Below are 25,720 nucleotides of genomic sequence, written 5' to 3' on the forward strand. Positions count from 1 at the left end.
GGCCGGGCGTCGTATCCTGGACCGGAGAGCAGATCCTCGACTGGTATATAGGCCAGCAGAAAGCGTTGTAATGTCCGTTCGCATCCGCTCGGCTGTCGTGCCGCATGATCTGAAGGCGCCGATTTCCGGCGCCGCGGATGGACCGCTCGCCGGCCTTTCGGTCGTGATCAAGGACATGTTCGACATTACGGGCGAGCGCGCCGGCGGCGGCAATCCGGACTGGCTCAAGGCGCAGCCGCCTGCGACAAGAAACGCTGTGGTTGTGCAAAAGCTGCTCGATGCCGGCGCCATCATCACCGGCAAGACCGTGTGCGACGAATTCTTCTACTCGCTGGCCGGCGTCAACGCGCATTACGGCACGCCGGTCAATCCGCGCGCGCCGGGTCGCCTTCCTGGCGGCTCGTCGAGCGGCTCGGCGTCAGCGGCCGCATCCAGCGCCTGCGACTTCGCGATCGGCAGCGATACCGGCGGCTCGGTCCGCATTCCCTCGTCGTTCTGCGGACTCTATGGCATCCGCACCACCCATGGCCGCGTCGACATCGCCGGCGCCATGGGCATGGCGCACTCGTTCGATGCGGTGGGCTGGTTCGCCAACGCGCCCGGAATATTCCGGAAAATCGGGCCGGTGCTGCTGGACGGACCATCGACCGCGGCGGACATCGGCAAGCTCATGGTACTCGACGATGCGTTCGCCGAAGCCGATGCGGAGGTCGCCGCGCTGATGAAGGATGCGCTCGCCGCGATGACAGCAGAACTGCCCTCGCCATCGCATCAGCGCATCGCGCCCGACGGGCTCGACACCTGGCGCGAAGCATTCAGGGTCATCCAGTCGCGCGAAATCTGGTCGGTCTATGGCGATTTCGTCACGCGCGTGAAACCGCATTTCGGTCCGGGCGTCGCCGAGCGCTTCGCCGCTGCCGCCACCGTAACCGAGGAGATGGCTGCGCAGGCACGCGTGATGCAGGAGCGCGCGCGCGACCGCATTCGCGCCATCGCGCGGCCGGGCACGCTGCTGGTGCTTCCGACATCGCCGGCTATTGCCCCGCTGGCCGACGCATCCAACGCGGTGCATGAATCCTTCCGCATCCGTGCCATGCGCATGACCTGCATTGCCGGCCTGTCCGGATTGCCGCAGGTATCCATCCCGATCGGGACGATCGATGGATGTCCGATCGGGCTATCCTTTATCGGCTGGGCGGGCGGCGACGAAGCGCTGCTCGATCTTGCGGTACGGCTGTCGCGCTATTGCGGAATGACGGCATGAGCCACACCAACGAGATCGCAGTCATCGGCGGCGGGATCTGCGGGCTTTCGCTCGCGCTCAACCTGCACCGGCTCGGCATACCCTGCCGGGTCTATGAGCGCGCCGCGGAGATCCGGGAGCTTGGCGTCGGCATCACCGTGCTGCCGCATGCGATGCGGGAGTTCACCGCGCTCGGCGTCGGCGACGCGGTTCTGAAGTCCGGCATCGAGAATGTCGAAAGCTGCTTCTTCAATCGCTTCGGCCAGCTCATCTACAAGGAGCCGCGGGGCAAATACGCAGGCTACGAATTTCCGGAAGTGGGCATTCACCGCGGACGCCTGCATCTCATTTTGTATCATGCGGTGCTGGGCCGCCTCGGCCCCGACGCGGTGGTCACCGGCCGCGAATGCGTTGGCGTTGGGCAGGACGGCGATGGCGTCACGATCGCCTTGAAGACATTCCCGGAAGGCACCGCGCTGCCACCGGTGCGCGCGGCTGCCGCCATCGCATGCGACGGCATCAACTCCGCGATCCGCAGGATTTTCTATCCCGGCGACGAAATCAGGTTCGCCGGCATCAATACCTGGCGCGGCGTGACGCGAAGGAAGCCGATTCTGACTGGCAAGAGCTACATGCGGGTCGGCTCGATTCTCACCGGAAAGATCGTGATCTATCCGATCATCGATGCCGTCGATGGCGAAGGCAACCAGCTCATCAACTGGATGGCCGAGATCAAGCAGGACAGCTACGCCAAGAATGACTGGAACCAGCCGGGCAATCTCGACGCGTTCTTTCATATCTACAAGGACTGGAGCTTCGACTGGCTCGACGTCGCTGACATGATCCGCAAGGCCGACCAGATCCTGGAATATCCGATGGTCGACAAGGACCCGGTGCCACAATGGTCCTTCGGCCGCATCACGCTTGCGGGCGACGCCGCCCATCCGATGTATCCGCGCGGCTCCAACGGCGCAGCCCAGGCCGCGATCGATGCGCGCACGCTGGCCGATTGCCTGAAGCGGGAGGCAGGCGTGCCCGCTGCGCTGAAGGCCTATGAGGCCGCACGCTGCGAGACAACCGCGAGAATCGTCCGCACAAACCGCGAATTCCCGCCCGACTTCATCAACATCAAGGTCGAAGAGCTGGTCGGCGACCGGCCATTCGGCAATCTCGACGACTACATCACGCAGGATGAGCTTCGGGCGCTGTCGGAGAATTACAAGCGAATCGCCGGCTTCTCGGTCGCCGATGTTGCGCGGCGCTGACCGGGTTCCGGCCCGGGAACCGAAAGCCGTTTCTGGCGTTTTGAACAGGTTGCTCGGGGCGAAGAGGCAATCATGTTCAAATGGGCAATTCTGTTTCTCATCATTTCACTCATCGCCGGCGGCATCGGCCTGAGCGGCATTTCCACCATCGCCAAGCGCATCGCGATGGTGCTGTTCGCGCTGTTCTTCCTGACCTTCCTCGCGCTTCTTGCATTCGCCTATCTGCTCGGCAGCGCCTTCGAAGCCGGACGCACGGCCGCTCTGCTGCCATTCCTGGCCTAGCGCATTGAATTCGAAAGCGGCGGGGACACCCCCACCGCTTTCGATGTCTAGCCGGTTCGATCACCGAACGCGGCGTGGCTGGACCGGCTGGTAGGCTCGGTTGTAATTCTGGGCGCGCGACGGTGCAACGTAACGCCCATAGGCGCCTCGCGCATCCTCGGAAATTTCATCCCTCGGACCGTAGGGCGAGTTGTAGGCCGGCGTATTGCCGTGATAGCCCGAATTGAGGTCCTCGCGACTCTGCGACGCATGCGCGGTTGCTGCGAAGGCCACCAGCGAGGCGGCAACGAAAGCGGTCTTGATGATCGTCATAGTCAGTCTCCTTCCAATCGAGCGGCGGACCTTCGCGACCGAAGCATCCGCAACTCAGTGGGTCGGCAGTTAAGCGCTGATGGCGCTCGCGCCAATCAACGCGCCGTGAGGGAAAGCATGACCGCGCATGACATCGATGTGTGTCGGGGGAATAGATGCGTCGGTATGCGTCCTGCCGCGAAATGTTCGCGCGACCAAAGTCGGATGAACATTTGATGGCGTGTTTGCGATCGAATCCATGAGCAGAACGATTCATTCGATGGCGCATGCATGCGGAGAGCAACTTTCTCCCGCATCGAGGTTCAGGGCAAAATTGCGCTGAACAACACGAGCCATCAATGTGGAAGCGTCTCCGACCCATGTCGCAGATGGCCTTGCCTCCAGCCGCATTGCGGCAGCGCGCACGAAACGCATAGCGGCGCGAAGTCCCATTCCCACGCAGCATGCCGCAATGTCGGAGACTTGCGTCGTTCGGCCGTCAGTCGCTGCCCCGGACGAAACGCTGCTGTGCCTCAATCTGCGCAATGTTGCCCGGTCTGTCGAACGGCTCCGGCAGCGGTTCGCCTGGCTGACGCGGCCGCCCGAGCGCGCGGAACCAGTCCTCAAGTCCGGCGGGGCTGATCAGCCATAGAAGCCGCATTTGCCCGGTGCCGGTATTGACGACCTTGTGCTGGATGCCGCGCCCGAGCAGCATCATCGACTCTTCCACGATCTCGTGGCGGCTGTCTCCGATCTCGCAATAGCCCTGGCCGCGATAGCAAAACAGGATTTCGTGGCTGCGCTCGTGTGCGTGCCGGCGGATATGCGCGCCGGGCTCGAGAATCTGCAAGCCGGCAGAAAAATTGTCGTAGGGCGTGTTGTATGGATTGAGCTTGTTGATGATATAGCCGATCGAAGGCTTCGGCTGCCAGAACCCCTCGCCCTCCTCCGGCGCGAGGACCATGGCTGTACCCTTGTCATGCGCGCTCATTGCTCGGATGCCTCCGCCCAGAAATCGGATAACGCCTTATTGTAGGTGGCCGACCGAGTGCGCGGAAAGAAGTGCCCGCCGCCAACGAGCAGCAGCAATCGCGATCCGGTGATGGCATCGGCCAGCGCCCTCGACAGATAAGAGGGGACGATATGATCATCGGCCGCGGCAACAACCAGCGTCGGAACCCTGATCCTCTCCGCATCGGCTTCCCCCCGATACGCCAGCAACGCATCGATTCGCGCGAGAACGACTTCGTGCGGCGGTTGGGTTGTCGGCGCGGCCGTCACCGCCTCATCACGCGGGAAGGAGGCCGCGAGCATGTCCCCGAGTGTCCGGTAGGCCGCGTCCCCCATTCTGACGAGGACATCCTTGCGCAGCGCAAACAACTCCCGAAAGCGCCGGTCGGGGCTCAGCCAGCTTCCCCCGAGCGACAGCGTGCGGACGCGATCCGGATTCTCCGCCGCGAAGTTCTGCGCGATGATCCCGCCGGTGGAGTGTCCGACAAGGTGACATCGGTCGATGGCAAGACCGTCGACAAGCCTGAGAAGATCGTCGCACCATTGAGCCACCGTATAGGGCGGCTTGCCGCTGCTGCCGCCGATCCCGCGATGATCGAACGTAACGACGTGGAATCGCTCCCGGAACGTTGCGACCTGCGTGCTCCAGAACGAAGCGCTCCCGCCAAGGCCGGACACGAAGACGACAGCCTCTCCGGCGCCCTCGTGGCAATACCGGAGCGACCCGCCGTTGATGTCGAGATCGGGCATCAGCGGACGACGGGATTCATGGCGTCTGCCCCGCCATGCGGATCGCGATCGGTTTCATCATAGGTCTTCATGAAATCCTCCGCGATCGCATGCAACTCGTCCCAGGGCGCGTTGACGAAATTGTAGTTGCGGACGGCGAAGGCCGGCCCGACGAACAGCTTCTCGTAGGAGGTCGCACGGCTTGCATGATCGGACCCGATCAGATCCCAAGCAAGCTTGAACAGCTTCATGCGCTCGATCGCGCCAAACGGGCCGGCTGTCCACAGCGATTCGAAGACAGATCTCAGGTCCGGATCGTCCATCACATCGATGCTGGCGGGAAACTGGAACTGCCCGCCACCCATCAGTTCGCGCACGGTGTCGACAAGCTGCGAATGATTGTCCAATGCCCAATGCAAGGCCGCATACAAGTAGCGCCGGTTGAACAATACATAGCCGTGGTCGATCTGATGGAAAGCCTCGATCTGCCCGTCGATCATCGCGCCGTACCCGGCCTCCGCCGCGGCAAGCCGCCCGAGCGTCTCGCGCACGACCGGAATGTCGCGCGCGCCGGTCGCGCGCGTGACCAGGCTCGCGATCCCGATCAGGAAGCGCAGCTTCTCGGCGAACCGGACGTTGCACTGATGATTGGCCATCACATGCGACGGCGTCTGGACATAAATGTTGCGAGACAGCGCGGCATTGTCGTGAACGATCACCTTTTCCCATGGCACATGCACATCGCGAAACACCAGCATGCAGTCGGATTCGTCGAAACGGTGGGTCAGCGGATTGTCGAATTCGCGTATCCCGGCGCGGTTGAAGGGCCTGCGCGACCACAGCGACAGGCCCGGCAGATTGAGCGGGATCACGCAAGTGATCGACTCCTTCTTCTGGTCCGGCGCAAGCGGCATGACGTTGCCGATCAGGACCTCATGCGCGTAGGCCGCTCCGCTGGCCAGCATTTTCATGCCGTTGAGTGTGACGCCGCGGTCGTCTTCGGCCGTGACGCGCAGCGCCGGCTGCGAGAGCCCCTGCGACTGGTAATAGTCCTTGTTGCGTGCCGATTGCGGCGGCACGATCGCGTAGGTCGCGAAAATATCGTCACGGCGCAGGTGATCGTAGATGTTGAGCAGGTTCGTCCGGCTGCCTCCCGGCTCGCTTTCGAAAACCTCCGGCTTCATCGACAGCCCCGTGATGTTGCCGGCAATGGCGTCCGGAGTGCGGCCTAGCAGCCCGAAGCAGAATTTTGCGATGGCGCGGTGCGCGCGGTTGCGGCGGCGCAGGTCTTCCTGCGAGCGGGGCTGCAGGTAATACATGGCGCAGCGGTCGCCGTTGACCTCGTAGGTCATTACCTCGCGCAGCGATGGATCGCATTTGAGGTCATACAGCGCGGCATAGGTTCGGGCACCGCCGGCAAAAGCCGGATGCTGCGTCTGGTTCTCGATCCGCTCGCGGCCGACATAGATGACCCGCCCGTCCTGGATGCTCCTGAGATAGTCCTTTCCGGTCATCAGCATGCGACTGTCGGGCTCCGCTTCGAGGCGGACCAAACCACATGCCCTCATGCAAGAAAAGCGTCGGTCGCGCCTGATATTTCAACCGCGATGCATGGCCACGCCATCGTTGATATTTCAGCACCGGATCGCGGATTTGTGCTTAGAGCGGAGCATGGATCAGGTTTCGAGGCATGCCGTGACACCGAATGGGCCGGCGCCACTCTGGCAGCTTGCCGCCGACCTGCGCGATGGCCGCGTCTCGGCGGCCGCCCTCACCGAGCTATGCCTGACCCGCATCGCCGATCCGGCGGGACAGGGCGCGGCGACCTTTGTCAGGACCTACGCCGAAGAAGCCCGCGCGACAGCCCAGGACATCGACGCAAGGCGGCGCGCCGGCGAGAGTCTGCCACCCTTTGCCGGCATCCCGGTTTCGGTCAAGGACCTGTTCGATGTGGCCGGCGATGTGACACGCGCCGGGTCGCGGGTTCTGGATGACGCTCCACCCGCAACCGTGGATTCTGCCGCTGTCGCACGGTTGCGGGCGGCCGGCTTCATTGTCATCGGTCGCACCAACATGACCGAGTTCGCCTATTCCGGGCTGGGGCTGAACCCGCATTACGGAACGCCGCGAAATCCCTACCAGCGCGAGCGCGGGCGCATTCCGGGCGGATCGTCGTCGGGGGCTGCCATATCGGTTACCGACGGCATGGCATTTTGCGGGCTCGGCAGCGATACGGGCGGGTCCTGCCGCATTCCCGCGGCAATGACCGGGCTCGTCGGCTGGAAACCCACCGCGCGCCGCATTCCGCTCGACGGCGTATTGCCGCTCTCATCCTCGCTGGACTCGGTCGGATGCATGGCCGCGAGCGTGACGGAGTGCCGGATTGTCGATGCGATTCTGGCGGGTGAAGCGGTAACGCCGGAAGGCAGTTCCGCATCCCCAGGCCGGCTGCGCCTCGCGGTACCGCGAACGCTAGCCCTCGACAACATGGATGCCGAGGTCGCACGCTCGTTCGAGCGTGCATTGAGCCGCCTGTCCTCGGCAGGCTTTTCGATCACCCATGTGCCGCTGGCCGAACTTGCCGACATACCTGCCATCAATGCCAAGGGCGGATTCACCGCGGCCGAGTCCTATGCCTGGCACCGTACGCTCCTCGAACAACGCGGCGATCTCTACGATCCGCGCGTCAGCATCCGGATTTTGCGTGGCCGGGAGCAATCCGCCGCCGACTATCTCGGTCTGCGGCAAGCGCGCACCGCGCTGATCGAACGGGTATGTCGGCGGCTCGACGACATCGACGCGCTGGTGATGCCAACCGTGCCGGTCGCCGCGCCGCTCCTCTCCGAACTTGAGCACGACGACGATTATGCGCGGCTGAACCTGCTCGCATTGCGGAATCCGACCTTCGCCAACATGCTGGATGGATGCTCGATCTCGCTCCCGATGCACCATCCTGATGAGCCGCCGGCCGGCCTGATGCTGATCGCGCGAGGCGGCGAAGACACGGCTCTTTTTGCGATCGCCGGCGCCGTGGAACAGGCCCTGGTGTTTCAGTAAGCGGCCTTCTACAGACAACACCGTCGCTCAGATGGCGCGCGCGATATGCTGGCGCGACGATTCGATATGCTCGCGCATGGCCTCGATGGCGGCCTTCCGATCGCGCCGCTCGATCGCATCCAGCACGTCACGATGTTCCTGATGGATGCGACGAAGCTGCAGGTCATCATTCAGCGAGATGAACCAGAAGCGCAGCGAGCGCTCATGCAGCATGGTGATCACATCGCTCAGAACCGGATTGCGGGACGCCTGCGAGATCTGGTGATGGAAGGCACGGTCGAGATTCATCAGTTCTTCGCGATTGCGGCTTTTGATCAGCGGCGTCGCAGCACCGAGGATCGCCCGCATCCGCTCGATTTCCTGCGGGATCGCGCGATCCACCGCGAGGCCGACGCAATGGGGTTCGTTGAGCAGCCGCATTTCCAGAATGTGGAGCACCTGGTCGAGCGAAATCGGCTGCACCACGACGCCCTTGCGCGGGATGACCTGGACGAGGCCCTCCAGCATCAGACGGTCGAGCGCCTGGTGCACCGGCGTGCGGCCAATCCGCAACGTGCGGCTGATGCGCGCCTCGTTGAGATAATCCCCCGGCCGGAATTCAAGACAATTGATGCGCCGCTTGATCTCGCGATAGGCGCGGTCGCGCAGGGACAGCGGCGCCTGCCCATCCCGCTGGCGCGGCAATATCGCCTGTTCCGCCATCCGGCTCACGCTTCGTCGTTGTAGAAATGCGTTTCGAGCAGGAGACATCCTGTCTCCGACTTGAACGGGCCATGATAAACGCCGGGCGGCCGCACCGCGTAGGTATAGCCCTCGAACTTCTCGCCGCCGTTGCCCTGCTCGTCATTGCCGACGATCAGATCGCCCGAGAGCAGGAAAACCTCCTCCCAGTATTCGTGGACGAATGGAGCGGTCGTGTAGGTGCCCGGCACAAAGCGCAAAAGCCGCGTCCGGTTGCCCTTCTTGCCGACTTCGTCAAGCTCGCCCGCAATGATCTTCTGCTGTATCCCGGCCGGATAACCGGGCGGCGTATGCCAGCCGCTGTCCATTTCAAGCGTATGAAATTCCTTGTGGCCCTTGTGGTATCCCATGACGAACCTCCGTCAGCCCTCGTCGGGCAGCGTTTGCACGCGGTAGGCATGCGTGATCTTGCGATTGAGCACGGGGTCTTCCAACTCCATCTCGAACCGGTCGGCGCTGACGATCCCGCCATGCACCGCCAGCGTGCCGCAGAACATTGAAGCGTGCTGCGGCAGCGCGCTGTCGCCGCTCCACAGCCGGCACAATTCTTCCGGGGGCCGCATGGTGGCGACGCTGCCCTCCTGGTAGAGACGGCGCTCCCCGTTGATGCGGACGAATGAGCGCAGCATCAGCTTGTCCCAATGCGGCGCCACATCCGCCAAGCGCCAAGCCTGCGGGCTTACCGGTTTCGCGCACATCTGCTTGGACAGCGACACGCCGGCTGTTTCAGCCTTGCGGTCGGTGTGATCGGAACCGACGCCGACGAAAATGTCGCCGTCGATGGCGTGCAGGACGCATTCCACCTCGCCGCTGGAATTCTCACCGAGGACATCGATGGTGTCCTGCGTGGTCAGAAGCGCGGCCGAGACCCGATAGAAGATCGGAGTCGTCTTCGGCCGCTTCACGCCGATCGCCTCAAGCTCGCGGATATGCGCTTCCACGGCGTCCTGATTGCGCCCGGTCCAGCCGGCAATGATCAATTGCCGGATCTGGCCGGTATCGATTTCCTTTACCCCCGACACCCGCTTCGCTCCTCGGATACGCGGCCGCCGCCATCGGCGGCGGCCGTCTTGTCACTGCGTCAGGATTGCCCGGACTTGAAGGTCGCAAGCAGGTTCCATTTTCCGTTCTGCATTTCGATGATGTAGACATCCTTGAGGGCATCGCCGTTCTTGCCGAAAGAAATCGGCCCCTCAAGCGCCGGGATGTCCTTCATCTTGGCGATTTCATCGCGGATTGCGGTGCGTTCCGCCGCGAGCTTCGACGGATCGCCGGTGACACCGGCCTTCTTCATCGCCTCGGCATAGATCAGGACGATGTCGTAGGTCGCCGCGTCGAACTGGGCCGCGGCCGAGCGGTCAACGCCTGCCTCCTTCGCGCGCTTCAGGAATTCGGCCTCGAACTTCCTGGTCCGGTCGTTGAGCTCGGCATAGAAGGCGGTCGGAATGGTCGTTCCGTTGCCCGCCTCGCCCATCAGTTTCGGCAATTCCGGATCGGCGATGGTCGACCCGGCGACGAGGCGCCCGTTATGTCCCTGCCGGCGCAATTCCTTGGCAAGTCGCGCCGCCGCCTCAGGACCCGAGCCGACGCCGATCAGATCGGTCTTCTGCGCGGTCAGCTGCGAGGCCTGTGGTGCCAGATCGAACGCGGCCGACTGAAAGGTTACGCTGCCCTTCACGTCGGTTCCGGCCTTCTTCATCAGCGCCGGCAGCACCTTTTCACCCATCGTCTTGGAGATGACGTCATCGGTCGCATAGGCGATTGCACCCGTGGCCGTCGGATAATTCTTGTCTTTCAGTGCCTGCATCACCCGCGTGAACAGATATCCTTCGTCCGTCGTGTTGCGGAACGCAAACGAGTATGGCTCGGCAAGGTTCGGCGCCGACGACGCCATCGACATCACCGTTACGCCGGCCCGTTCCGCTGCCGGAAACACCACACGGCATTCGCTTGAGCTGAACGGCCCGATGATGGCGAGAACCTTGTCGTCATCCGCAAGCTTGCGCAGACCGACCACTGCCTGGTCCGGCTTGCCGGCGGTGTCGAAGGATACGATCTTCAGCTTCTTGCCGTTGACGCCGCCTGCCGCATTGATCTCGCTCACCGCCATCTCGGCGGCGATGAGATTGGTCTTCGAGAAGGTCGCGAACGGTCCACCGCTCGCCGGCAGATAGCCGAGCAGAAGCTCCTGCGCCGCAACACCGAATGTCGTCGCGGATAGCAACACGGCAGCGACGCCAGCCGTCATCAGTCTCTTGGTCATGATGTGGGTCCTTTCGTCGTACAAATACAGGTTCCTTCCGCCGGTAGCGCCATCAGCGCACCGGTCTTTGTTGCTCGGAATGGCCAGCTTTCGCTTCGCCATGGCCGAGATAGGCATCGATCAGCTTGTGATCGGAAAGCAATTGCTCCGCCGGTCCTTGGCTGACAACGCGTCCGAGTTCGATGACATAGGCGTGATCGGCGAGTTCGAGTGCACGCTGTGTGTTCTGCTCGACCAGAAGAACCGCAATGTTCCGGTCGCGGCCGAGCGAGGCGATGTGTTCGAACACTTCCGCGGAAAGGATTGGGCTCAGACCGAGCGATGGCTCGTCGAGCATCATGACGCGCGGCGCCGCCAGGAGCGCGCGCCCGATCGCCAGCATCTGCTGCTCGCCACCCGACAGCACCGAGGCGAGGCGGTCGCGCCGCGCAGCAAGGTTCGGAAAGCGGTCGTAGATCCCGTCGATTTCCGAGTGCACTGCCGCGTCCAGCCGCCGGTTGAACGCGCCCATCAGGAGATTCTCATGGACGGTCAGCGTCATGACGATGCGCCGCCCTTCGGGGACAAGCACGAGACCGTTCTTCACCCGCTCGCTCGCCGACCATCTCGTGATATCGGTGCCGTCGTAGCCGACGCTTCCTCCCGAAGTCTTCTCGATGCCGAGAATCGCCCGCAGCAGCGACGACTTGCCAGCCCCGTTGGCGCCGACCACGGCGACGACCTGACCCGCGCCAAGAGTGAGCGTGATCCCGCGCACCGCGTGCACGCGTCCATACCGGACATGCAGGTCGCGCACGTCAAGAAGCACGGCTGAGCCTCCGTCGCGCCTTGTGCATGTCTTCGCCCAGAGGCTCTCCCAAATAGATCCGCTGCACCGCGGCGTCGTGCCGGATCGACTCCGGTGTCCCCTCGGCGATCTTGCGCCCGAAGCTGATCACCACGACTTCCTCGCACAGCGCCCCGACGAATTGCATGTCGTGTTCGACCACGAGCAGAGTCATCTTGCTCTCGCGGCAGATCGTCTCAATCAGCGACTGCAGGGCTTCGGTCTCGGCCGGATTGAGGCCCGCCGCCGGCTCGTCGAGCAGGAGAAGTCGCGGCTGCGCCATCAGCGCCCGGACCAGCTCGATGCGCTTCTGAACCCCATAGGGGAGGCTGCCGACGGTCGCGCGCTCGTATTCCGACAAGCCGGCCTGCGCCAGCGCCGCGCGCGCTTCGTTGCGCCAGCGATTGCGCGGCCAGAGGCTGACCGGCTGCAAGGCGCCGCGCCAGCCGCCATAGCGGGAATGCTGGCCGACCATCACATTCTCGATCGCGCTCAAATGCGGCATCAGTCGCACATTCTGGAAATTGCGGGCGATGCCGAAATGCACGCGCCTTCGCGACGGCACATGGCTGATGTCGTGACCGTCCATCACGATACGCCCCTCGTCGAGCGGATAGGCGCCGGTGATCAGGTTGAAAACCGTGGTCTTCCCGGCACCATTCGGCCCGATCAGGGCGGTGCGGGAGCCGCGGCGAACCTTGAAGGTCAGATCATCGATGACCGCAAGGCCACCGAAATTCTTGCTGACCTTCTCGATCGAAAGGATCGCCTCGGTCATGCGCGGCTTCCTTCAGATTGCGCCGCGCCATCGCGTGCACCCCGCCAGTCGAACAGACGGCGCAATTGAGCACCCGTGATCAGGCCCTGTGGCCGCAGCGCCATCATCACGATGATGCCTGCGGCGAAGATGACGTAGCGCCAGTGCGCACTTGCGCGCAGAAGTTCCGGCAATAGCGTGAAGATCGTTGCACCGATCAGCGGCCCGAGCACGGTCTGGGTGCCCCCGAGCAGCACATAAAGCACGATCGTAATGCTCAGCGCGATATTGAAATATTGCGCCTCGATAAAGCTGAAATGATGGCCGTACAGGCCGCCGCCGATGCCGGCGATGGCCGAACCGATGGCGAAAGCCGCGATCTGGAAGCCACGCACCTCGATTCCCATCAGATCGGCAACGCGCTCGTCATCGTGAACCGCGGTGACGGCGATCCCGAACCGGGTTCCGAACAGAATCCAGACGAACAGAATGACCACGATGGCGAAACCGATCACCACCGGCAGCCGGATGAAGGCGGTGACCGGATATCCGGCGGCACCGCCGATGACTTCGAGATTGAGGATCGTCGCCTGCACCACCTGTCCCAGCGCGAAGGTCGCGAGCGCGAGATAGATGCCGCGCGTACGCAGGATCGGGACCGCGACGATCAATGCGACAAAGCCTGCGAACAAGCCGCCGGCCGGTATCGCGATCATCGGGCTCAACGCGAAGTTATTGCTGAGATAGGCGGACGAATAGGCGCCGATCGCCGCGAATCCTGCAAGCCCGATATTGAGCTGACCCGCCGACAGCGGCAGGAATGCGCCATAGGCGAATACGATATTGACCGCCAGCAGGACCAGGATGCCCTCGAAATAGCCGCTCATATGCCGCTCCGGGTCGCGACGGTTCGGCTGAACAATCCGGTCGGCCGCACAAACAGAATGAGCAACAGCAGTCCGAACACGGCGATATCGACGAAGTCACCGCCGAAATATCCAATCGCCAGCACTTCGGCGATGCCGATGATCAGCCCTCCCGCAATCGAGCCCCAGATGTTGCCCATGCCTCCGACAATCATCGCCGAGATGCCTTTGAGGCCGACCAGTTCGCCCATGAAAGGCCACACCTGACGGTAGTTCAGCGCGAACACGATGCCCGCAAAGGCCGCGAACAGCCCGGCCACCACGAAAACGACCGGCACAATGCGGTTGATGTCGACCCCAAGGATGATCGCGGTGTCGGAATCCTCCGCTATCGTTCGCAGAGCGCGGCCAAACCGGGTGTATTTCAGGAGCGCGGACAAACCCCAGATCAGGAAGATCGACACAATCAAACCGATCAGTTGCGGGATGCCGATGACCAGCCCTGCAATGCGGATGTCGGCCTGCGCAAAGCCAACATTCACCACACGCAGGTCGGAGCCGAAATAGGCGATCGCGAGATGCTCGAACAGCAGGAGGAACGCCATCGACGATACCAGCGGCACGAAATGCTCCGCCCCGCGCATCCATCGCCAGGTGAACAGCTCGACCACCATTGAGGCGGCGGCGACAATCACCAGCGCACAGGCCGCGGCGACCGGCCACGGCATGCCGGCATTGGTGAGAGCCCAGATCGACATGCCGCCGATCATGAACAGCCCCGGAATGCTGAAATTCAGGAAGTTGAGGACGCCGATGCTGAGCGTCAGCGCCACCGCCACCATGGCGTAGACCGACCCCAGCATGATTCCGTTCACGAGTTGCTGCGAGAGCAATGCCGTCTCCACCTCAGAAGATGTTGGACCGTTCGTACTGCACCGGCCAGCTCACATTTTTTGCTTTCAGTGCATTGGCGGCGTGCAGCGGCCAATGCGGATTGGACAGCAAGGCGCGTCCGAGGATGACGAGATCGGCGCGTCCGTTCGCGACGACTTCCTCAGCCATCTCGGGCGACCCGATCAGCCCGACCGCCCCGGTCGCAATACCGACCTCCCGCCGCACGCGCTCGGCGAGCGGAACCTGATACCCCGGGTGAATCTCGATCCGCTGGCGCGCGTCGTTGCCGCCGCTGGTGCAATCGATCAGGTCGACATCGCCACGCGCCCTAAGCATGCGGCACAGCGTCAACCCCTCGCCGATATCCCAGCCGCCCGGCACCCAGTCGGTCAGCGAAATCCGCACAAAGAGCGGCAGTTCCAGCGGCCATTCCGTGCGGACGACATCGATCGTCTCCAGCAGAAGGCGGGCGCGGTTGTCGAGCGAGCCGCCGTATTCATCGGTGCGGCGATTGCTGACAGGGGCAAAAAACTGGTGGAACAGGTAGCCGTGTCCGGCATGTAATTCGAGAATTTTGAAGCCCGCGATGCGCGCGCGTCGCGCTGCCATGCGGAAGGCTTCCTTCACCTGGGCGATTGTTTCAGAATCCATTGCCAACGGGACAGGAAAGCCCTGGGCATAGGGCACGTCAGACGGCCCAATCACCGTCCATCCACCCGCATCTTCCTTCAGCGGCAATGTCCCCTCCCAAGGCCGCGATACCGAGGCCTTGCGTCCGGCATGCCCGATCTGGATAGCCGGCACAGCACCCTGCTGCGCGACGAATGCCGCGATGCGGGCAAGAGCGTCGCGTTGCTCGTCGTTCCAGAGCCCGAGGCAATGCCCGGTGATGCGCCCGCGCGGTTCGACATGGGTGGCCTCGACGCAAACGATGCCGGCGCCGCCGACGGCGCGCGCGGCAAGATGAGCGTAATGCCAGTCATTGGCCAGGCCGTCCGTCGCCGAATACTGACACATCGGCGACAGCATGATCCGGTTGCGTGCCGAAACGCTGCGCAGCGCCAGCTGCCGAAACAGATGCGGATTGGGATCGCGCTGCAGGATCCTGCGTGCGTTCTCCACGTTCATCTAGAAGATGACCTCGGTCTTCATGGCCTGGTGCGTGACCTCGCCCTTGAAGGCAGGGAACCGCGCGAAATCCTCGCGCGCTTCCTTGCGCGCCTCAGAACGCAGCGCCGCATCGAGCGCCGCGGCATCCTCGAAGGTCATCTGCGCGAGCAGCAGCGAGCGACCCGGATTGACAGGAAACGGATCATTCCAGACCTGAGGAGTGTGCAGCATCAGCGAGCGGATGCCGGTAAATCGCTCGAGGATCGCCGCATGGCCGCGCGCGTAATAATCGACGAATGCGGCCGGCTCGGTCGCAATGCCGTCATAGCGCACAAAATACGAAACCATCACCGTCACCCTCAGTGGAACGACCCCCGGAGACTGACGTGACTGTGAAATTTCACAAGCGTTTTTTTGTCGCAAAGCATGCCAGCCGAGGCCGCCGAAGCGGCGCGGCAATGGCTTTTGCTGCGACAGCCTTACTCGGCTGCTTCCTGAAAGGCAGATGATGCCTGCAATGCATGCACCCGGACGCGGTGCATGGCCTTGCGCGAGCCCAGTTCGATGAGCGCGATCGCTGAAGCAGCCGTCTCGAATGATGCCCGGTCGAGCTGTCCAAAAAATTCATCGTTCACAGCGCGAATCTCCGCGCTGTTGTCTTCGATCAACGCGCGACCGGCTCGGGTGATGTCGAGGAGAACACCACGCCGATCTTTCGGATTTGGCCGCTTGGCGATCAGACCCGCCTGCGCGAGTTTTCCGGTTTCAGTCGCGACGAACGCGCTCGATACGTGCAGCAGACGCGCGAGCGCGCCAACCCCGACGCCGCCGTCACCGCGAGCCTGCGCGACCGCCATCAGCACGCTGTATTGCGGCCCTGAAAGCTTCATGCGGCGCGCGAGATGCTCGCGCACCGCATTCATCCGCGTTGCGATGGTCAACAGGTCATAGACGAAGCCGCGGAAGCGCTTGTCCGATCCGCGATCCAGCAACGCAGCGCGCGTGACCGTTGCAGGGGCCTCGAATCTCGCCTCCGCCCCAGCGCGCGAACCGGATGCTGCCGCGCGGCCGACATTGCGGCGGATTCGCGATTTAGAGGTCGACATACCCCGTGTCCTGCAACAACTGACTCTCGATCGGGATGTGCAGGCTGTCATGCACGGTGTTGTAGAACTTCCAGAAGCCGACCACGCAGGCGAGTTCGACGATCTGCGGCGGCGTGAGATGCTGTTTCAACCGCTGCAGGATTTCGTCCGGCACGTTGGGAGCGTCCTGCGAAGCCGCACGGACATAGTCGATACAGGCGCGCTCGAACTCGTCCTTCGGCTCGTAGTCGCCGGTGATTAATCCCTGCAGCTCGTCCTCGCTGACACCCCAGCCTTCGAAATCGGCATTCGGCGGCTTCTTCAGCATGGCGCAGCTATGCGCGGTGCAATACGCGCACCCGTTGGTCGCACACGCAATGGCGGCCAGCTTGCGCTTCAGCATCTGGTCGAGCGTCGACGACGGATCGCGCATGACGTTGCTGTTGAGCTTCCACAGCGTCTCGGCGATTTCCGGCCGGTAGGCATAGAGCTTCAGCGCATTCGGGAGAAATCCCATGCGCTTCTTGTAGGGCTCGACAACCGGCTTGAGATTTGGCGCGAAATCTTCCTCCTTCACATAGGGAATGAAGGGTTCGGCCTCCACCAGCACACGCGGCTTTGGCGGCGTCAGATGCTCGTTCATTTCTCCACTCCTCTTCACAGGTAGTCTTCGAGGCGAACCTTGCCCCAGTTGACCGGCCAGGCGCGGTCGAAATCATGCACATCGTGCCGGCGCTTGCGGGTCGCATCGACGCCGATCTTGCCGACGGTACGGAACGGATAATGCCCGTCGAGCGGCGTTGCCGACGGATCATAGGGAGAGCCGCGCGTATGCGGCACGACAAACACGTCGCGCGCCGGATCCACTCGCGTCGCCATCGCGTGATAGACCTCCGCTGCACTCTCGATATCCGTATCGGGAGAGATGGCCACCGCCATCTTGGTGTTGAGCCATGGCGCGCCCATTGCCGTCATCAGCGCATCGTTGACCATGCCGTCGCGCGCATAGTCGAACTGCAGGATGCAGGAGAGCGCCGCGCCCCAGGTCGGGAAGCGGACATCCGTGACCGCGCAGCCGATCTCGCTCAGCCGGTTGTAGAGGACGGCCTCGTGGCACAACCGCGGCAGCGGCTGGTGGTCGGTTTCCGGGCAGGTCTGGTGGTTGCGATAGATCGGCCGATCGGCCCGCATCGTGAGAGCGGTAATCTCGACCTCGGGCACCTCTTCGGTATGCGGCAGGTGGTACATCGAGGGCGACGTCACCTCGCCCACCCTGAATTTTTCCCCGAGACGCACATAGCCCTCGGCCACGATCTCCGCATGCGCCGGCACGGTGAGGTCGATCGTCTCGCACGGCACCATCTCGATGTCGCGGTCCATGATGGTGCCGACCATCTCCATCTCGCCCCACATGTCCATGTGGAGGCCGGAGAAATTGGCCATGATCTCGAACGCCGGCGGAATTCCGAACACGAAGGCGATCGGCATCCTGTCCATGCCCATCGCGCGATACTTGTTCATGATGACATGCGAGTGCGGGGTCGCGAAGCTGATCAACCCGCGTCTGGCGTCAACAGCGTATGTACCGGCGTGGCATGAATTGTAGAATCCGGTCTCCGGGTCCCGGATGATGTTCATCGCGGTGACGTAGGGAAATTCGTCCGCGTCCTTGTGGCGCGGGATCGGCAGGATGCGCCAGTCGACATCGCTCCCGGTCTTCACGATCTCCTTCACCGGGCCGGTCCTGACGTCCTTGAAGCCGCGCGGCGGCAACCGCAGCCGGTAGGCCAGCGTCTTCAGATAATCCTCGCGCGAAACGCCAAGCGCGCGCGCCTGAGAGCGGCGATTCTTCACCAGGATGTCACACAGCCGGAAGCCGGGCTTCTCGATGATGCTTTCGAACACAATCGGCTGCTCGCTTTGTGCCGACAGCGCGCCGATGTCGTCCATGCGGACCGGCTTCGTGATGCGGGTAACGATATCCGCGTTGGTTTCGAGATAGTCACGCAAGCTGGCGTCGGGTAGCCGCCGGTTCAAGCGCTGGTCCGTTCCGGACGATGCGGCATCCATCGCGATCTCCGCCAAAATAGTTAGGTTAGTTTACTATTTCACTTTACTGAGTCAACACGAGGGAGCGTGAAACATCACGCCTCAAAATTTGCGCTGCTATCGCGTCGCGATTACGGCGACCGGACCGCCGCCGTCGGGTCCCTGATGCTCGGCGCCACCCGACACGTAGATTTCCGCATGCCCGACCAGGCCCGCGAGCGCACCACAGACGAAGGCACGGGCATGCCGCGTTGGCGAAATGTCGGAATCGTCCAGCATGGTATGCCGGAAGCCGCGCAGCATCGCGTTCTGGCTGGGCTCGGCCTTGGCGAGCAGTGCGATCAGCCTCTCGCATTCCGCCCCCACAAGTTGCCCGTTCGCAGCAAAGCCAAGCCGGCGCAACGCGCCGCGCACCGGTTCGACATCGAGCGCATCCGACATCACCGCATGATCGATTGCCAGCGGTCCGCTCCATGCGCTCGACATGCCAAGCACCACGATTTCGTGCCCCAACAATTCGATGCCGGCCGAACAGCTGGCGCGGCCGGAATGCAGCGACCAGTTCTCGCCGATGTCCTTATCGGCAATCGTCTCCGCCTTGAGTTCGCCGAGCGCAACCGCGACGCCGAGCGCGCTGGCTGCACGCGACAGCCCCATGGATTTCAGCGTCGATGAGGTTGCGACCGTCTCGCCGCGCGTTGTTGCGTCACCGATCCGCTGTGCGGTCAGGAGCGGACATTTGACCTGCACGAAATGCACGCCGGACGGATCGTCGATCCCGGCATCGCGCATGGCCGCGCGCACACCATCGGCAACGGACGCAATCTGCCCGGCGCGGCCGAGATGTTCCGGCGGCAGCGCCGCGGTGTGCGCCCGACCGATCGCGAGTGCCGGACCACTCCCCTCGCCATCCGCGCGTTCGAAAACGGTCCAGTGCGGCGCCATCGCGCCTTCGGTGCCGCCCGACATGACAAAGCAGATCCTTTCGGCCTCCCCCCGCGGCATGAACTGCGCGAAGAACTGCGTCAGCGTCATGGTGGCAAAGCCGCGGCTGAAATCGTTGACGCAGCCGTTGCCTTCGGTCTTGCCGAACACGGCAATCACGCCGCGCGGGTCGATCCGGCCCTGCTCGATGGCGCGCGCGATTCCGCTCGCATCGTCGGGACCGTTCGCGGAAATGCGATGCACTTTGGCGATCGGCATGTGCCTCTTCCTCAACAGCAAGGCGTCTCGCCGGAGAAATGCATCGCAATCGCATTCTCCAGTGCCGGCATCGCAGCCGCGAGGGGCGCCAGTTCCGTCATCCCGGCACGAAAGCGAGCCAGCAAGTCCTGCAGCATCGCCAGATAATCGATCCCGAGCACGTGACCGCTGCGCACGATGGTCACGCCGCCGACGATCACCTCTTCGATATGATCCGCGGTGACCCTCGCGAACAGCAGATCGCGCGGATCGAGGTCGGTGCGCAGCCGGTCGTCGTCGATATGCGCCCAGTCCAGCAGGATGACATCGGCCGGCGCCCCGGCTTCGAGGCTGCCGCCATCGTCGCGGTTGAGCACCGAGAAGCGGCCGTTGCGCCAGGCGGACGTCAGGATGTCCGCGCGGCTGACATCGACATCGAAGCCGCGTCCGCCATGCAGAAGATGCGTCAAACGCATCTCGCGCAGGCAATCGTCGTCCTCGTCTAGCGCGAGCCCGTCGATCCCGAACGCCACGCGGCATCCGCGCCGCTTCATCTCCGCAAGCGGAGCGATGCCGGAACGGATGCCGAGATTGGACGAGGTGTTGACCGAAATCGTGACGCCGCGCTCTGCCAGCAATTCGAGTTCGTCCGGCCGCGCCCAGGTGCAATGCGCAAGCGTCAGCCGCGGCGAGAGCAGACCGATCGCATCGAGATAGCGGATCATGCCATCGGGGAATTCGCGGTCCGCCCAGTCGCGCTGATAGCGGGTCTCGAGGCAATGCATGTGAATGCGCCGTCCGGTACGGGCGGACGCTTCGGCGACCGCGCGCAGCAGCGGGTCCGAGCACCATTGCACGGCGGCCGGACCATATTGCACGTTGAAATCCGGCGTGTCGGTTTCCTCGGCTACCGCTTCGACCAGCGCGATCTGCTCGGCGACCGGCATTGGCGTGCGCAGGAAGCGGCGGCGGATTTCATCCGCGGCCGGCGCGGGCATCGCGTCGAGGATCGGCTCGGATGGCCCGTAAACCAGCGGATAGCGGTCGCGCAGGGCGACCGCAAACCCGACCCGCACGCCGACATCGCGTGCCGCGCGCGCCACCGCCTTGGCTTCGGTCACGTAATCGGTGATCCCCTGGACCCGGGTGTAATGCACCATGACGATGCCCTGCCCGCCCAGCGCAGACCGCGCGAGCGAAACCGACGCCGCGAGATACGGATCGACCGCGGGAAACATAGCAAGATAATGCAGCCAGGTTTCCAGCGGCTTACACGAGCCTCCGATGGAACTTGCCCGCGCCGCGCGCGCATGATCGTGGGCGTTGCACATCACCGGCATCGCAAGCAGCGACGGCGCGCTGCCAGGATGCGGCGCCACGCGCGCGATCCGATCGCCGTCGATCGCGATGCCGACCGGGCCGACGGCCGCCGCGTCCGGCGCCGTCAGCGCGTGCTCAACCTCGATCACCCGCACGATGAACTCCGCCACTCAGCCGATCGCGAATTCGTCCTTGCGGTGCGCCCAGCCGGTGATCCGCATCTCGATCAGCGAGAAGATGACGTAAAGCGATACGCCCATCACCGCAAGGATGATCAGGCCGGCAAAGACCAGGGGCACGTCGAAGGAGGACGAGGCGATCATCATCACATTGCCGATGCCGCGGTTGGAGGCGACGGTCTCCGACAGCACGACGCCGACAAAGGCGAGCGTGACCGCAACCTTGAGCGAGGCGAAGAAATAGGGCATCGCGCGCGGCAGGCCGACATTCCAGAGAATGTCGAGCTTGCTGGCCCGCAGCGTTTTCATCACATCTTCCAGTTCGGGCTCCGTGGTGGCAAGGCCGGTCGCAACATTCACCACGATCGGAAACATCGACATGATCATCGCGGTGAGGATCGCGGGGACCGCGCCTGCGCCGAACCACAGCACGAAGATCGGCACCACCGCGACTTTCGGGATCGAGGCAAAGCCGATCAGCAGCGGATAGGCCACATCGTAGGCGATCTTCGACACGCCCACCAGCATGCCCAGCAACACACCGATCAGAATGCCGAAGCCGAAGCCGACCAGCGTCGTGTAAAGCGTCTGCAGCGTGTGCGGCCACAGCGCCGGAGCGCGATCCCACAGCGTGACCAGGATCTGGCTCGGCTTCGGCACCACCAGATCGCTGATGCTGAAGGCCCGGCACAGGAATTCCCACAGCAGAAAGAAGCCGATGATCAGGGCGGCGGAGGCGATCCGCCGGCGCGCTTGCGGGCTCATCACGCGGCCTCCTTCTGCGGACGGTTGGCGATGATCAGTTCGCGCAGCCGCTGCGTCATGGTGACGAAATCCGGCGCATAAGACATCTCGATACTGCGCGGCCGTGCGAATGGAACCACGGTATCGTCGATGATCCGGCCGGGCCGCGCCTGCATCACGCAGATGCGGTTGGCAAGAAACCCCGCCTCCTTGAGGTCATGGGTGACGAGCAGCACCGTCGGCTTTCGGGATATCCAGAGATCCTGCATGATCGTCCACAATTCCTCGCGCGTGAACTGATCGAGAGCGCCGAACGGTTCGTCCAGCATCAGCAATTGCGGATCGTGGATCAGCGCGCGGCAGAGCGAGGCGCGCTGCATCATGCCCCCCGAGAGTTGCCAGGGATATTTGTCTCCGAAGCCCTCGAGCCCGACCTGCTTGAGCAGGGCGTCCACGCGATCGCGGAACTCGGTCTTGCGCTTTGAGCGGAATTCCTGCCGGAACGGCGGCACGATCTTCAGCGGCAACATGACATTGTCGCGGATGGTCTTCCATGGCAGCAGCGTCGGATTCTGGAACGCCATCCCAACCCGCATCGGCTCAGCCCCGACCTCGCGCCCGGACACATAGACATAGCCGCTTGACGCCTTAAGCAGTCCGGTAACAAGCTTGAGAATCGTCGACTTGCCGCAACCCGACGGTCCGACCAGAGCCACGAAGTCGCCGCGTCCGATCTTGAGGCTGGTCTCGGTCAGCGCCTGCACCTGCTTGTCGCCGCGGCCATAGGTCAGCGTGACGTTCTCCAGCTCGACAAATGAGTCGTCGTGGGTGAGTTGCCGGTTGCTCATGCTGCGCTCTCTGTGGTGGGCGAAGGACGAAAGCCGTTCGTCACGGCGCGCATGGTCTTGCCGGCATTGCGCACATCGGGCGCCGGCATCTTCTGGATAGCGTGCACCGAGCGGCCCCATCCTTTGGTGCCGGCAACAAGCGTGCGGTCGCGCATCACGAAACGGCCGCGCACGATGGTGTGGACCGGCAGGCCCTTCACCTTGCGGCCGTGCCAGGGCGAAATCTTCGAGCGCGACTGGATTTTCGCGTCGTCGACGACCCATTCGAGGGACAGATCGACCAGCGCGAGATCGGCGTCGGCTCCCGGTTGGATCGCGCCCTTGCGCGGGTAAAGGCCCCAATGCCGCGCCGGGTTGTACGCGCTCCAGCGCACATAGTCCGAAATCGACATGCGCCCGGCATTTACCTGCGTCAGCATCGCCGGCATCTGCGTTTCGACACCGGGGAAGCCGCAATCCACCGCCCAGATGTCGTTGCGGGTTTTTTCCTCGGGCGTATGCGGCGCATGATCGGTCGCGATCATGTCGATGGTGCCATCCTGGAGCGCGGCGAAGATCGGCTCCTGGTTGTCCTTCTCGCGCACCGGCGGGTTGACGCGGATCACGCCGCCGAAGCGCGAATAATCATCGGTCGACAGGAACAGGTATTGCGGACAGCTCTCGCCGGTGACATCGACGCCACGCGCTTTCGCTTCGCGCAGCGGCCGCAATTCGTCGGCGGACGAAATATGCAGGATATGGATGCGCGCGCCGGTCCATTCGGAGAGGATGCAGGCGCGGCTCACCGCCTCGACCGCGACCACCGCGGGACGCGAATCGAGATGGGCCAGCGGCTCGCGTCGACCGGCCTGCGTCAGCCGGGTCTGACGCCGCTCCATGATCGAATTGGTCTCGGCATGCAGCGAGATGCGTTTTCCCGTCTCGGCTACGACCTCGAACGCCTCCAGCATCGCGCCGGTGGAAGGAGACGGAATCTTGCCGAAGGTGTTGCCCATGTAGAGCTTGAACCCGATCACGCCGCCCGCGATCAGCTCCGGCACGTTGTCGATGGTGTCCTCGCCCAGAAGTCCGTAGAGGCCGAAATCGACATGCGCCTTCGCCGCCGCGATCGCGTGTTTCTCAGCAAGGATCGTGCCGTTGCCGGTTGGAGGAATGGTATTCGGCATGTCGAACACCGTAGTGACGCCACCGAAGGCCGCGGCGGCAGTACCGCTCTCCCAGTCCTCCTTGTTCGGATAGCCGGGGTCGCGGAAATGCACGTGAACGTCTATGGCGCCGGGCAGAATGTGCAGCCCAGAGGCGTCGAGGGTTTCGTGCGCTGCGGGCATGGCGTCGGCCGCGCCCACCGCAATGACTTTTCCGTCCTTGATGGCAACGCTGGCCGGGAACGCGGCGTCCGGCGTCACGACGATGCCGTTGTTGATGACGAGATCGGCAGTCATGGCATCCCTCACAGCATCGCCCAGCCGCCATCGACCGGGAGGTCGACACCGGTGATCTGCCTCGACACGTCGCTGGCGAGAAACAGGCAGGCATTGGCGACATCCTGGTCGAGCGTGACGCGCTTCAGCGCGTAATCCGCGGCGTGGCGCTCCATCGCTTCTTCGACGGTGATGTTCAGACGTTTCGCCATGTCGGCGCAGACCTTGTCACGGAAGCGGGGACCATCGACCATGCCGGGCGCGACGCAATTGACGTTGATGTTGTGCTGGCCGACTTCGAGCGCGAAACTCTTGGTGATGCCGCGCAAGCCCCATTTCGACGCCGAGTAAGCCATCCGCCCGGCGCGCCCGCGCATGCCGAAGGTGCCGCCGACATTGACGATCTTGCCGTATTTCTGCGCGATCATCGCCGGCACCACGCTGCGCATGGTGTGGAAGCAGCCATTCATGTTCAGCGTGACGATGTCGTCGAATTCTTCCGGCGTGGTTTCCGCGCCGGTCTTGCCGACCGGACCCGAACCGCCCGCGACGTTCACCAGGATGTCGATCCGTCCGAACGCCTTGATGGTTTCGTCGGCAGCCTGGTCGCAGTCGCCGGGCCGGGTCAGATCGCAGGGCACGATGATCGCCTCCGCACCCGCTGCCGTGATCTCGTTCGCCACCGGCTCGATCGCAGTGACATCACGGCCAACCAGCGCGAGCTTCGCGCCTTCTTGAGCGAATGATTTGGTGATCGCGGCACCCATGCCTTTCGCCGGGCCGGTGATGATCGCCACCCGGCCTTTCAGTCCCAGTTCCATTGCTTGTGTCCCGGTCTTGGATACGCATTAGGCAGACCCTCCCCCGCCGTGCGGGGGAGGGTTGGTCATCAGAACAGCTTCTTCGGCAGGTCGGCGGCCGGCGGCAGGAATTCCGAGGTGAATATCTCCTCGACCTTCGGCGTGCGCGGCAGCTTGTTGGCCTGTACCAGGATATCGATCGAAGCCTTCAGGCGCGCGGGATCGACATTGCCGAGCCCGATCTTGGCGATCTCGGGATGATTCATCTCATCCTTCAGCGTGGCGTCGAAACGCTCGCGCTCCACGCCGGTCTTGATCAGCGGCTCACGCTTGGCAACTGCCGCTACCGCGGCATCCGGATCCTTCAGCGAATCCTGGATACCCTTGTTGAGCGCACGCAGGAAGCCGGCCACCGCCTTGGGATTCTCCTTCAGCAGTTTCTTCGAGACGATGATGGCGTTGGAATAGAGGTCCATGCCGTAATCGCCGAAATTGATGTAGCGCAGCTTGCTGTCGTCGACGCCGATCAGCTTCGCCGAGAAGCGGATGGTGTTGACATAGCCGAACACGCCGTCGACCTGCCCCTGCATGAGCATCTGCTCGCGCAGGTTCGGTTGCATGTTGGTGATCTCGACCTTGGAGCAATCGACCTTCGTTACCTTGCAGAGCGCCGGAAACAGTTTCAGGGCGCCGTCATTGGCAGCACCGCCAAGCTTCTTGCCGACGAAGTCCTTCGGCTCCTTGATCGGCGAATCGG

The 25,720-nt window shown here is 63.4% G+C and carries 28 protein-coding genes; 4 read left to right on the forward strand and 24 right to left on the reverse strand.

Going from position 1 to position 25,720, the window contains the following annotated elements:
* Positions 1–70: 70 nt before the first annotated feature.
* The 3 genes from AB7F49_RS27890 (at position 71) to AB7F49_RS27900 (ending at position 2,790) form a co-directional block, all read left to right on the forward strand.
* Positions 71–1,264: an amidase gene (locus AB7F49_RS27890; protein ID WP_428528501.1), complete on the forward strand. Its 1,194-nt coding sequence runs from the start codon at positions 71–73 to the stop codon at positions 1,262–1,264.
* Positions 1,261–2,508: a flavin-dependent oxidoreductase gene (locus AB7F49_RS27895; RefSeq protein WP_428528503.1), complete on the forward strand. Its 1,248-nt coding sequence runs from the start codon at positions 1,261–1,263 to the stop codon at positions 2,506–2,508. The genes AB7F49_RS27890 and AB7F49_RS27895 overlap by 4 nt, the downstream gene beginning before the upstream one ends.
* A 72-nt stretch (positions 2,509–2,580) precedes the next feature.
* Positions 2,581–2,790 carry a DUF1328 family protein gene (locus AB7F49_RS27900; protein WP_428528505.1) on the forward strand — a complete coding sequence of 70 codons (210 nt, stop codon included), beginning with the start codon at positions 2,581–2,583 and terminating at the stop codon, positions 2,788–2,790.
* 60 nt (positions 2,791–2,850) lie between these two features.
* Here the strand turns inward: AB7F49_RS27900 and AB7F49_RS27905 are convergent, their stop codons facing one another.
* The 4 genes from AB7F49_RS27905 to AB7F49_RS27920 all read right to left on the reverse strand — a co-directional run bounded on the left by AB7F49_RS27905 (position 2,851) and on the right by AB7F49_RS27920 (position 6,341).
* Positions 2,851–3,102, reverse strand: a complete 252-nt coding sequence (locus AB7F49_RS27905) for a hypothetical protein (protein WP_428528507.1) — start codon at positions 3,100–3,102, stop codon at positions 2,851–2,853.
* A 478-nt stretch (positions 3,103–3,580) separates the two neighbouring features.
* Entirely contained in the window at positions 3,581–4,072 is a 492-nt protein-coding gene (locus AB7F49_RS27910; RefSeq protein ID WP_428528509.1) for a cupin domain-containing protein, read from the reverse strand.
* Positions 4,069–4,842 (reverse strand): alpha/beta fold hydrolase, encoded by a 774-nt coding sequence (locus tag AB7F49_RS27915; RefSeq protein ID WP_428528511.1) that lies wholly within the window; start codon positions 4,840–4,842, stop codon positions 4,069–4,071. The genes AB7F49_RS27910 and AB7F49_RS27915 overlap by 4 nt, the downstream gene beginning before the upstream one ends.
* Complete coding sequence (locus tag AB7F49_RS27920; protein ID WP_428528513.1) at positions 4,842–6,341, reverse strand: 4-hydroxyphenylacetate 3-hydroxylase family protein; 1,500 nt, start codon at positions 6,339–6,341, stop codon at positions 4,842–4,844. The genes AB7F49_RS27915 and AB7F49_RS27920 overlap by 1 nt, the downstream gene beginning before the upstream one ends.
* A gap of 151 nt (positions 6,342–6,492) precedes the next feature.
* Here AB7F49_RS27920 and AB7F49_RS27925 point away from each other — a divergent pair, with 151 nt between their 5' ends.
* A complete protein-coding gene (locus tag AB7F49_RS27925) occupies positions 6,493–7,878 on the forward strand; it encodes an amidase (protein ID WP_428528515.1) in 1,386 nt (461 codons plus the stop codon).
* A 27-nt stretch (positions 7,879–7,905) separates the two neighbouring features.
* Here AB7F49_RS27925 and AB7F49_RS27930 read toward each other — a convergent pair whose 3' ends face one another.
* From AB7F49_RS27930 to AB7F49_RS28025, 20 genes are all read right to left on the reverse strand, one after another.
* Positions 7,906–8,580: a GntR family transcriptional regulator gene (locus tag AB7F49_RS27930; RefSeq protein ID WP_428528553.1), complete on the reverse strand. Its 675-nt coding sequence runs from the start codon at positions 8,578–8,580 to the stop codon at positions 7,906–7,908.
* A 5-nt stretch (positions 8,581–8,585) separates the two neighbouring features.
* Positions 8,586–8,969: a cupin gene (locus tag AB7F49_RS27935; RefSeq protein ID WP_428528517.1), complete on the reverse strand. Its 384-nt coding sequence runs from the start codon at positions 8,967–8,969 to the stop codon at positions 8,586–8,588.
* Between the two features lie 12 nt (positions 8,970–8,981).
* Positions 8,982–9,641, reverse strand: coding sequence for a DUF2848 domain-containing protein (locus AB7F49_RS27940; RefSeq protein WP_428528519.1), 660 nt, complete (start codon positions 9,639–9,641; stop codon positions 8,982–8,984).
* 59 nt (positions 9,642–9,700) lie between these two features.
* Positions 9,701–10,882, reverse strand: a complete 1,182-nt coding sequence (locus tag AB7F49_RS27945) for an ABC transporter substrate-binding protein (protein WP_428528521.1) — start codon at positions 10,880–10,882, stop codon at positions 9,701–9,703.
* 52 nt (positions 10,883–10,934) lie between these two features.
* On the reverse strand, positions 10,935–11,690 hold the full coding sequence (locus AB7F49_RS27950) for an ABC transporter ATP-binding protein (RefSeq protein WP_428528523.1): 756 nt from the start codon (positions 11,688–11,690) through the stop codon (positions 10,935–10,937).
* Positions 11,680–12,486 (reverse strand): ABC transporter ATP-binding protein, encoded by an 807-nt coding sequence (locus tag AB7F49_RS27955; RefSeq protein WP_428528524.1) that lies wholly within the window; start codon positions 12,484–12,486, stop codon positions 11,680–11,682. The genes AB7F49_RS27950 and AB7F49_RS27955 overlap by 11 nt, the downstream gene beginning before the upstream one ends.
* Complete coding sequence (locus AB7F49_RS27960) at positions 12,483–13,352, reverse strand: branched-chain amino acid ABC transporter permease (protein ID WP_428528526.1); 870 nt, start codon at positions 13,350–13,352, stop codon at positions 12,483–12,485. The genes AB7F49_RS27955 and AB7F49_RS27960 overlap by 4 nt, the downstream gene beginning before the upstream one ends.
* Positions 13,349–14,224: a branched-chain amino acid ABC transporter permease gene (locus AB7F49_RS27965; protein WP_428528528.1), complete on the reverse strand. Its 876-nt coding sequence runs from the start codon at positions 14,222–14,224 to the stop codon at positions 13,349–13,351. The genes AB7F49_RS27960 and AB7F49_RS27965 overlap by 4 nt, the downstream gene beginning before the upstream one ends.
* Before the next feature lie 13 nt (positions 14,225–14,237).
* Positions 14,238–15,353, reverse strand: coding sequence for an NADH:flavin oxidoreductase/NADH oxidase (locus tag AB7F49_RS27970; RefSeq protein WP_428528530.1), 1,116 nt, complete (start codon positions 15,351–15,353; stop codon positions 14,238–14,240).
* Positions 15,354–15,683: an EthD family reductase gene (locus AB7F49_RS27975; protein ID WP_428528532.1), complete on the reverse strand. Its 330-nt coding sequence runs from the start codon at positions 15,681–15,683 to the stop codon at positions 15,354–15,356.
* A gap of 131 nt (positions 15,684–15,814) precedes the next feature.
* Entirely contained in the window at positions 15,815–16,441 is a 627-nt protein-coding gene (locus AB7F49_RS27980) for a MarR family winged helix-turn-helix transcriptional regulator (RefSeq protein WP_428528534.1), read from the reverse strand.
* Positions 16,428–17,063: a carboxymuconolactone decarboxylase family protein gene (locus tag AB7F49_RS27985; protein WP_428528535.1), complete on the reverse strand. Its 636-nt coding sequence runs from the start codon at positions 17,061–17,063 to the stop codon at positions 16,428–16,430. Before AB7F49_RS27985 ends, AB7F49_RS27980 begins: the two co-directional genes overlap by 14 nt.
* Positions 17,064–17,077: 14 nt before the next feature.
* Positions 17,078–18,490, reverse strand: a complete 1,413-nt coding sequence (locus tag AB7F49_RS27990; protein WP_428528537.1) for a UbiD family decarboxylase domain-containing protein — start codon at positions 18,488–18,490, stop codon at positions 17,078–17,080.
* 96 nt (positions 18,491–18,586) lie between these two features.
* Positions 18,587–19,672, reverse strand: a complete 1,086-nt coding sequence (locus AB7F49_RS27995; protein WP_428528539.1) for a ring-opening amidohydrolase — start codon at positions 19,670–19,672, stop codon at positions 18,587–18,589.
* Between the two features lie 11 nt (positions 19,673–19,683).
* Complete coding sequence (locus AB7F49_RS28000; RefSeq protein WP_428528541.1) at positions 19,684–21,141, reverse strand: amidohydrolase family protein; 1,458 nt, start codon at positions 21,139–21,141, stop codon at positions 19,684–19,686.
* The gene (locus tag AB7F49_RS28005; RefSeq protein ID WP_428528543.1) at positions 21,142–21,915 is read right to left on the reverse strand and encodes an ABC transporter permease; all 774 of its coding nucleotides are present in this window, start codon (positions 21,913–21,915) and stop codon (positions 21,142–21,144) included.
* The gene (locus AB7F49_RS28010) at positions 21,915–22,742 is read right to left on the reverse strand and encodes an ABC transporter ATP-binding protein (RefSeq protein ID WP_428528545.1); all 828 of its coding nucleotides are present in this window, start codon (positions 22,740–22,742) and stop codon (positions 21,915–21,917) included. Before AB7F49_RS28010 ends, AB7F49_RS28005 begins: the two co-directional genes overlap by 1 nt.
* The gene (allB, locus tag AB7F49_RS28015; RefSeq protein WP_428528547.1) at positions 22,739–24,184 is read right to left on the reverse strand and encodes an allantoinase AllB; all 1,446 of its coding nucleotides are present in this window, start codon (positions 24,182–24,184) and stop codon (positions 22,739–22,741) included. The genes AB7F49_RS28010 and allB overlap by 4 nt, the downstream gene beginning before the upstream one ends.
* A gap of 8 nt (positions 24,185–24,192) precedes the next feature.
* Positions 24,193–24,984: an SDR family NAD(P)-dependent oxidoreductase gene (locus AB7F49_RS28020; RefSeq protein WP_428528549.1), complete on the reverse strand. Its 792-nt coding sequence runs from the start codon at positions 24,982–24,984 to the stop codon at positions 24,193–24,195.
* 68 nt (positions 24,985–25,052) lie between these two features.
* The coding region (locus tag AB7F49_RS28025) for an ABC transporter substrate-binding protein (protein ID WP_428528551.1) at positions 25,053–25,720 on the reverse strand (668 nt) is incomplete at its 5' end.

The sequence above is a fragment of the Pseudorhodoplanes sp. genome (assembly GCF_050250235.1).
GTDB lineage: Bacteria > Pseudomonadota > Alphaproteobacteria > Rhizobiales > Xanthobacteraceae > Pseudorhodoplanes.

Coding starts and splice junctions, on each gene's coding strand:
- AB7F49_RS27890 (WP_428528501.1), top strand. CDS start 71: ATGTCCGTTCGCATCCGCTCGGCTGTCGTGCCGCATGATCTGAAGGCG.
- AB7F49_RS27895 (WP_428528503.1), top strand. CDS start 1,261: ATGAGCCACACCAACGAGATCGCAGTCATCGGCGGCGGGATCTGCGGG.
- AB7F49_RS27900 (WP_428528505.1), top strand. CDS start 2,581: ATGTTCAAATGGGCAATTCTGTTTCTCATCATTTCACTCATCGCCGGC.
- AB7F49_RS27905 (WP_428528507.1), bottom strand. CDS start 3,102: ATGACGATCATCAAGACCGCTTTCGTTGCCGCCTCGCTGGTGGCCTTC.
- AB7F49_RS27910 (WP_428528509.1), bottom strand. CDS start 4,072: ATGAGCGCGCATGACAAGGGTACAGCCATGGTCCTCGCGCCGGAGGAG.
- AB7F49_RS27915 (WP_428528511.1), bottom strand. CDS start 4,842: ATGCCCGATCTCGACATCAACGGCGGGTCGCTCCGGTATTGCCACGAG.
- AB7F49_RS27920 (WP_428528513.1), bottom strand. CDS start 6,341: ATGCTGATGACCGGAAAGGACTATCTCAGGAGCATCCAGGACGGGCGG.
- AB7F49_RS27925 (WP_428528515.1), top strand. CDS start 6,493: ATGGATCAGGTTTCGAGGCATGCCGTGACACCGAATGGGCCGGCGCCA.
- AB7F49_RS27930 (WP_428528553.1), bottom strand. CDS start 8,580: ATGGCGGAACAGGCGATATTGCCGCGCCAGCGGGATGGGCAGGCGCCG.
- AB7F49_RS27935 (WP_428528517.1), bottom strand. CDS start 8,969: ATGGGATACCACAAGGGCCACAAGGAATTTCATACGCTTGAAATGGAC.
- AB7F49_RS27945 (WP_428528521.1), bottom strand. CDS start 10,882: ATGACCAAGAGACTGATGACGGCTGGCGTCGCTGCCGTGTTGCTATCC.
- AB7F49_RS27955 (WP_428528524.1), bottom strand. CDS start 12,486: ATGACCGAGGCGATCCTTTCGATCGAGAAGGTCAGCAAGAATTTCGGT.
- AB7F49_RS27960 (WP_428528526.1), bottom strand. CDS start 13,352: ATGAGCGGCTATTTCGAGGGCATCCTGGTCCTGCTGGCGGTCAATATC.
- AB7F49_RS27970 (WP_428528530.1), bottom strand. CDS start 15,353: ATGAACGTGGAGAACGCACGCAGGATCCTGCAGCGCGATCCCAATCCG.
- AB7F49_RS27975 (WP_428528532.1), bottom strand. CDS start 15,683: ATGGTTTCGTATTTTGTGCGCTATGACGGCATTGCGACCGAGCCGGCC.
- AB7F49_RS27980 (WP_428528534.1), bottom strand. CDS start 16,441: ATGTCGACCTCTAAATCGCGAATCCGCCGCAATGTCGGCCGCGCGGCA.
- AB7F49_RS27985 (WP_428528535.1), bottom strand. CDS start 17,063: ATGAACGAGCATCTGACGCCGCCAAAGCCGCGTGTGCTGGTGGAGGCC.
- AB7F49_RS27990 (WP_428528537.1), bottom strand. CDS start 18,490: ATGGATGCCGCATCGTCCGGAACGGACCAGCGCTTGAACCGGCGGCTA.
- AB7F49_RS27995 (WP_428528539.1), bottom strand. CDS start 19,672: ATGCCGATCGCCAAAGTGCATCGCATTTCCGCGAACGGTCCCGACGAT.
- AB7F49_RS28005 (WP_428528543.1), bottom strand. CDS start 21,915: ATGAGCCCGCAAGCGCGCCGGCGGATCGCCTCCGCCGCCCTGATCATC.
- AB7F49_RS28010 (WP_428528545.1), bottom strand. CDS start 22,742: ATGAGCAACCGGCAACTCACCCACGACGACTCATTTGTCGAGCTGGAG.
- allB (WP_428528547.1), bottom strand. CDS start 24,184: ATGACTGCCGATCTCGTCATCAACAACGGCATCGTCGTGACGCCGGAC.
- AB7F49_RS28020 (WP_428528549.1), bottom strand. CDS start 24,984: ATGGAACTGGGACTGAAAGGCCGGGTGGCGATCATCACCGGCCCGGCG.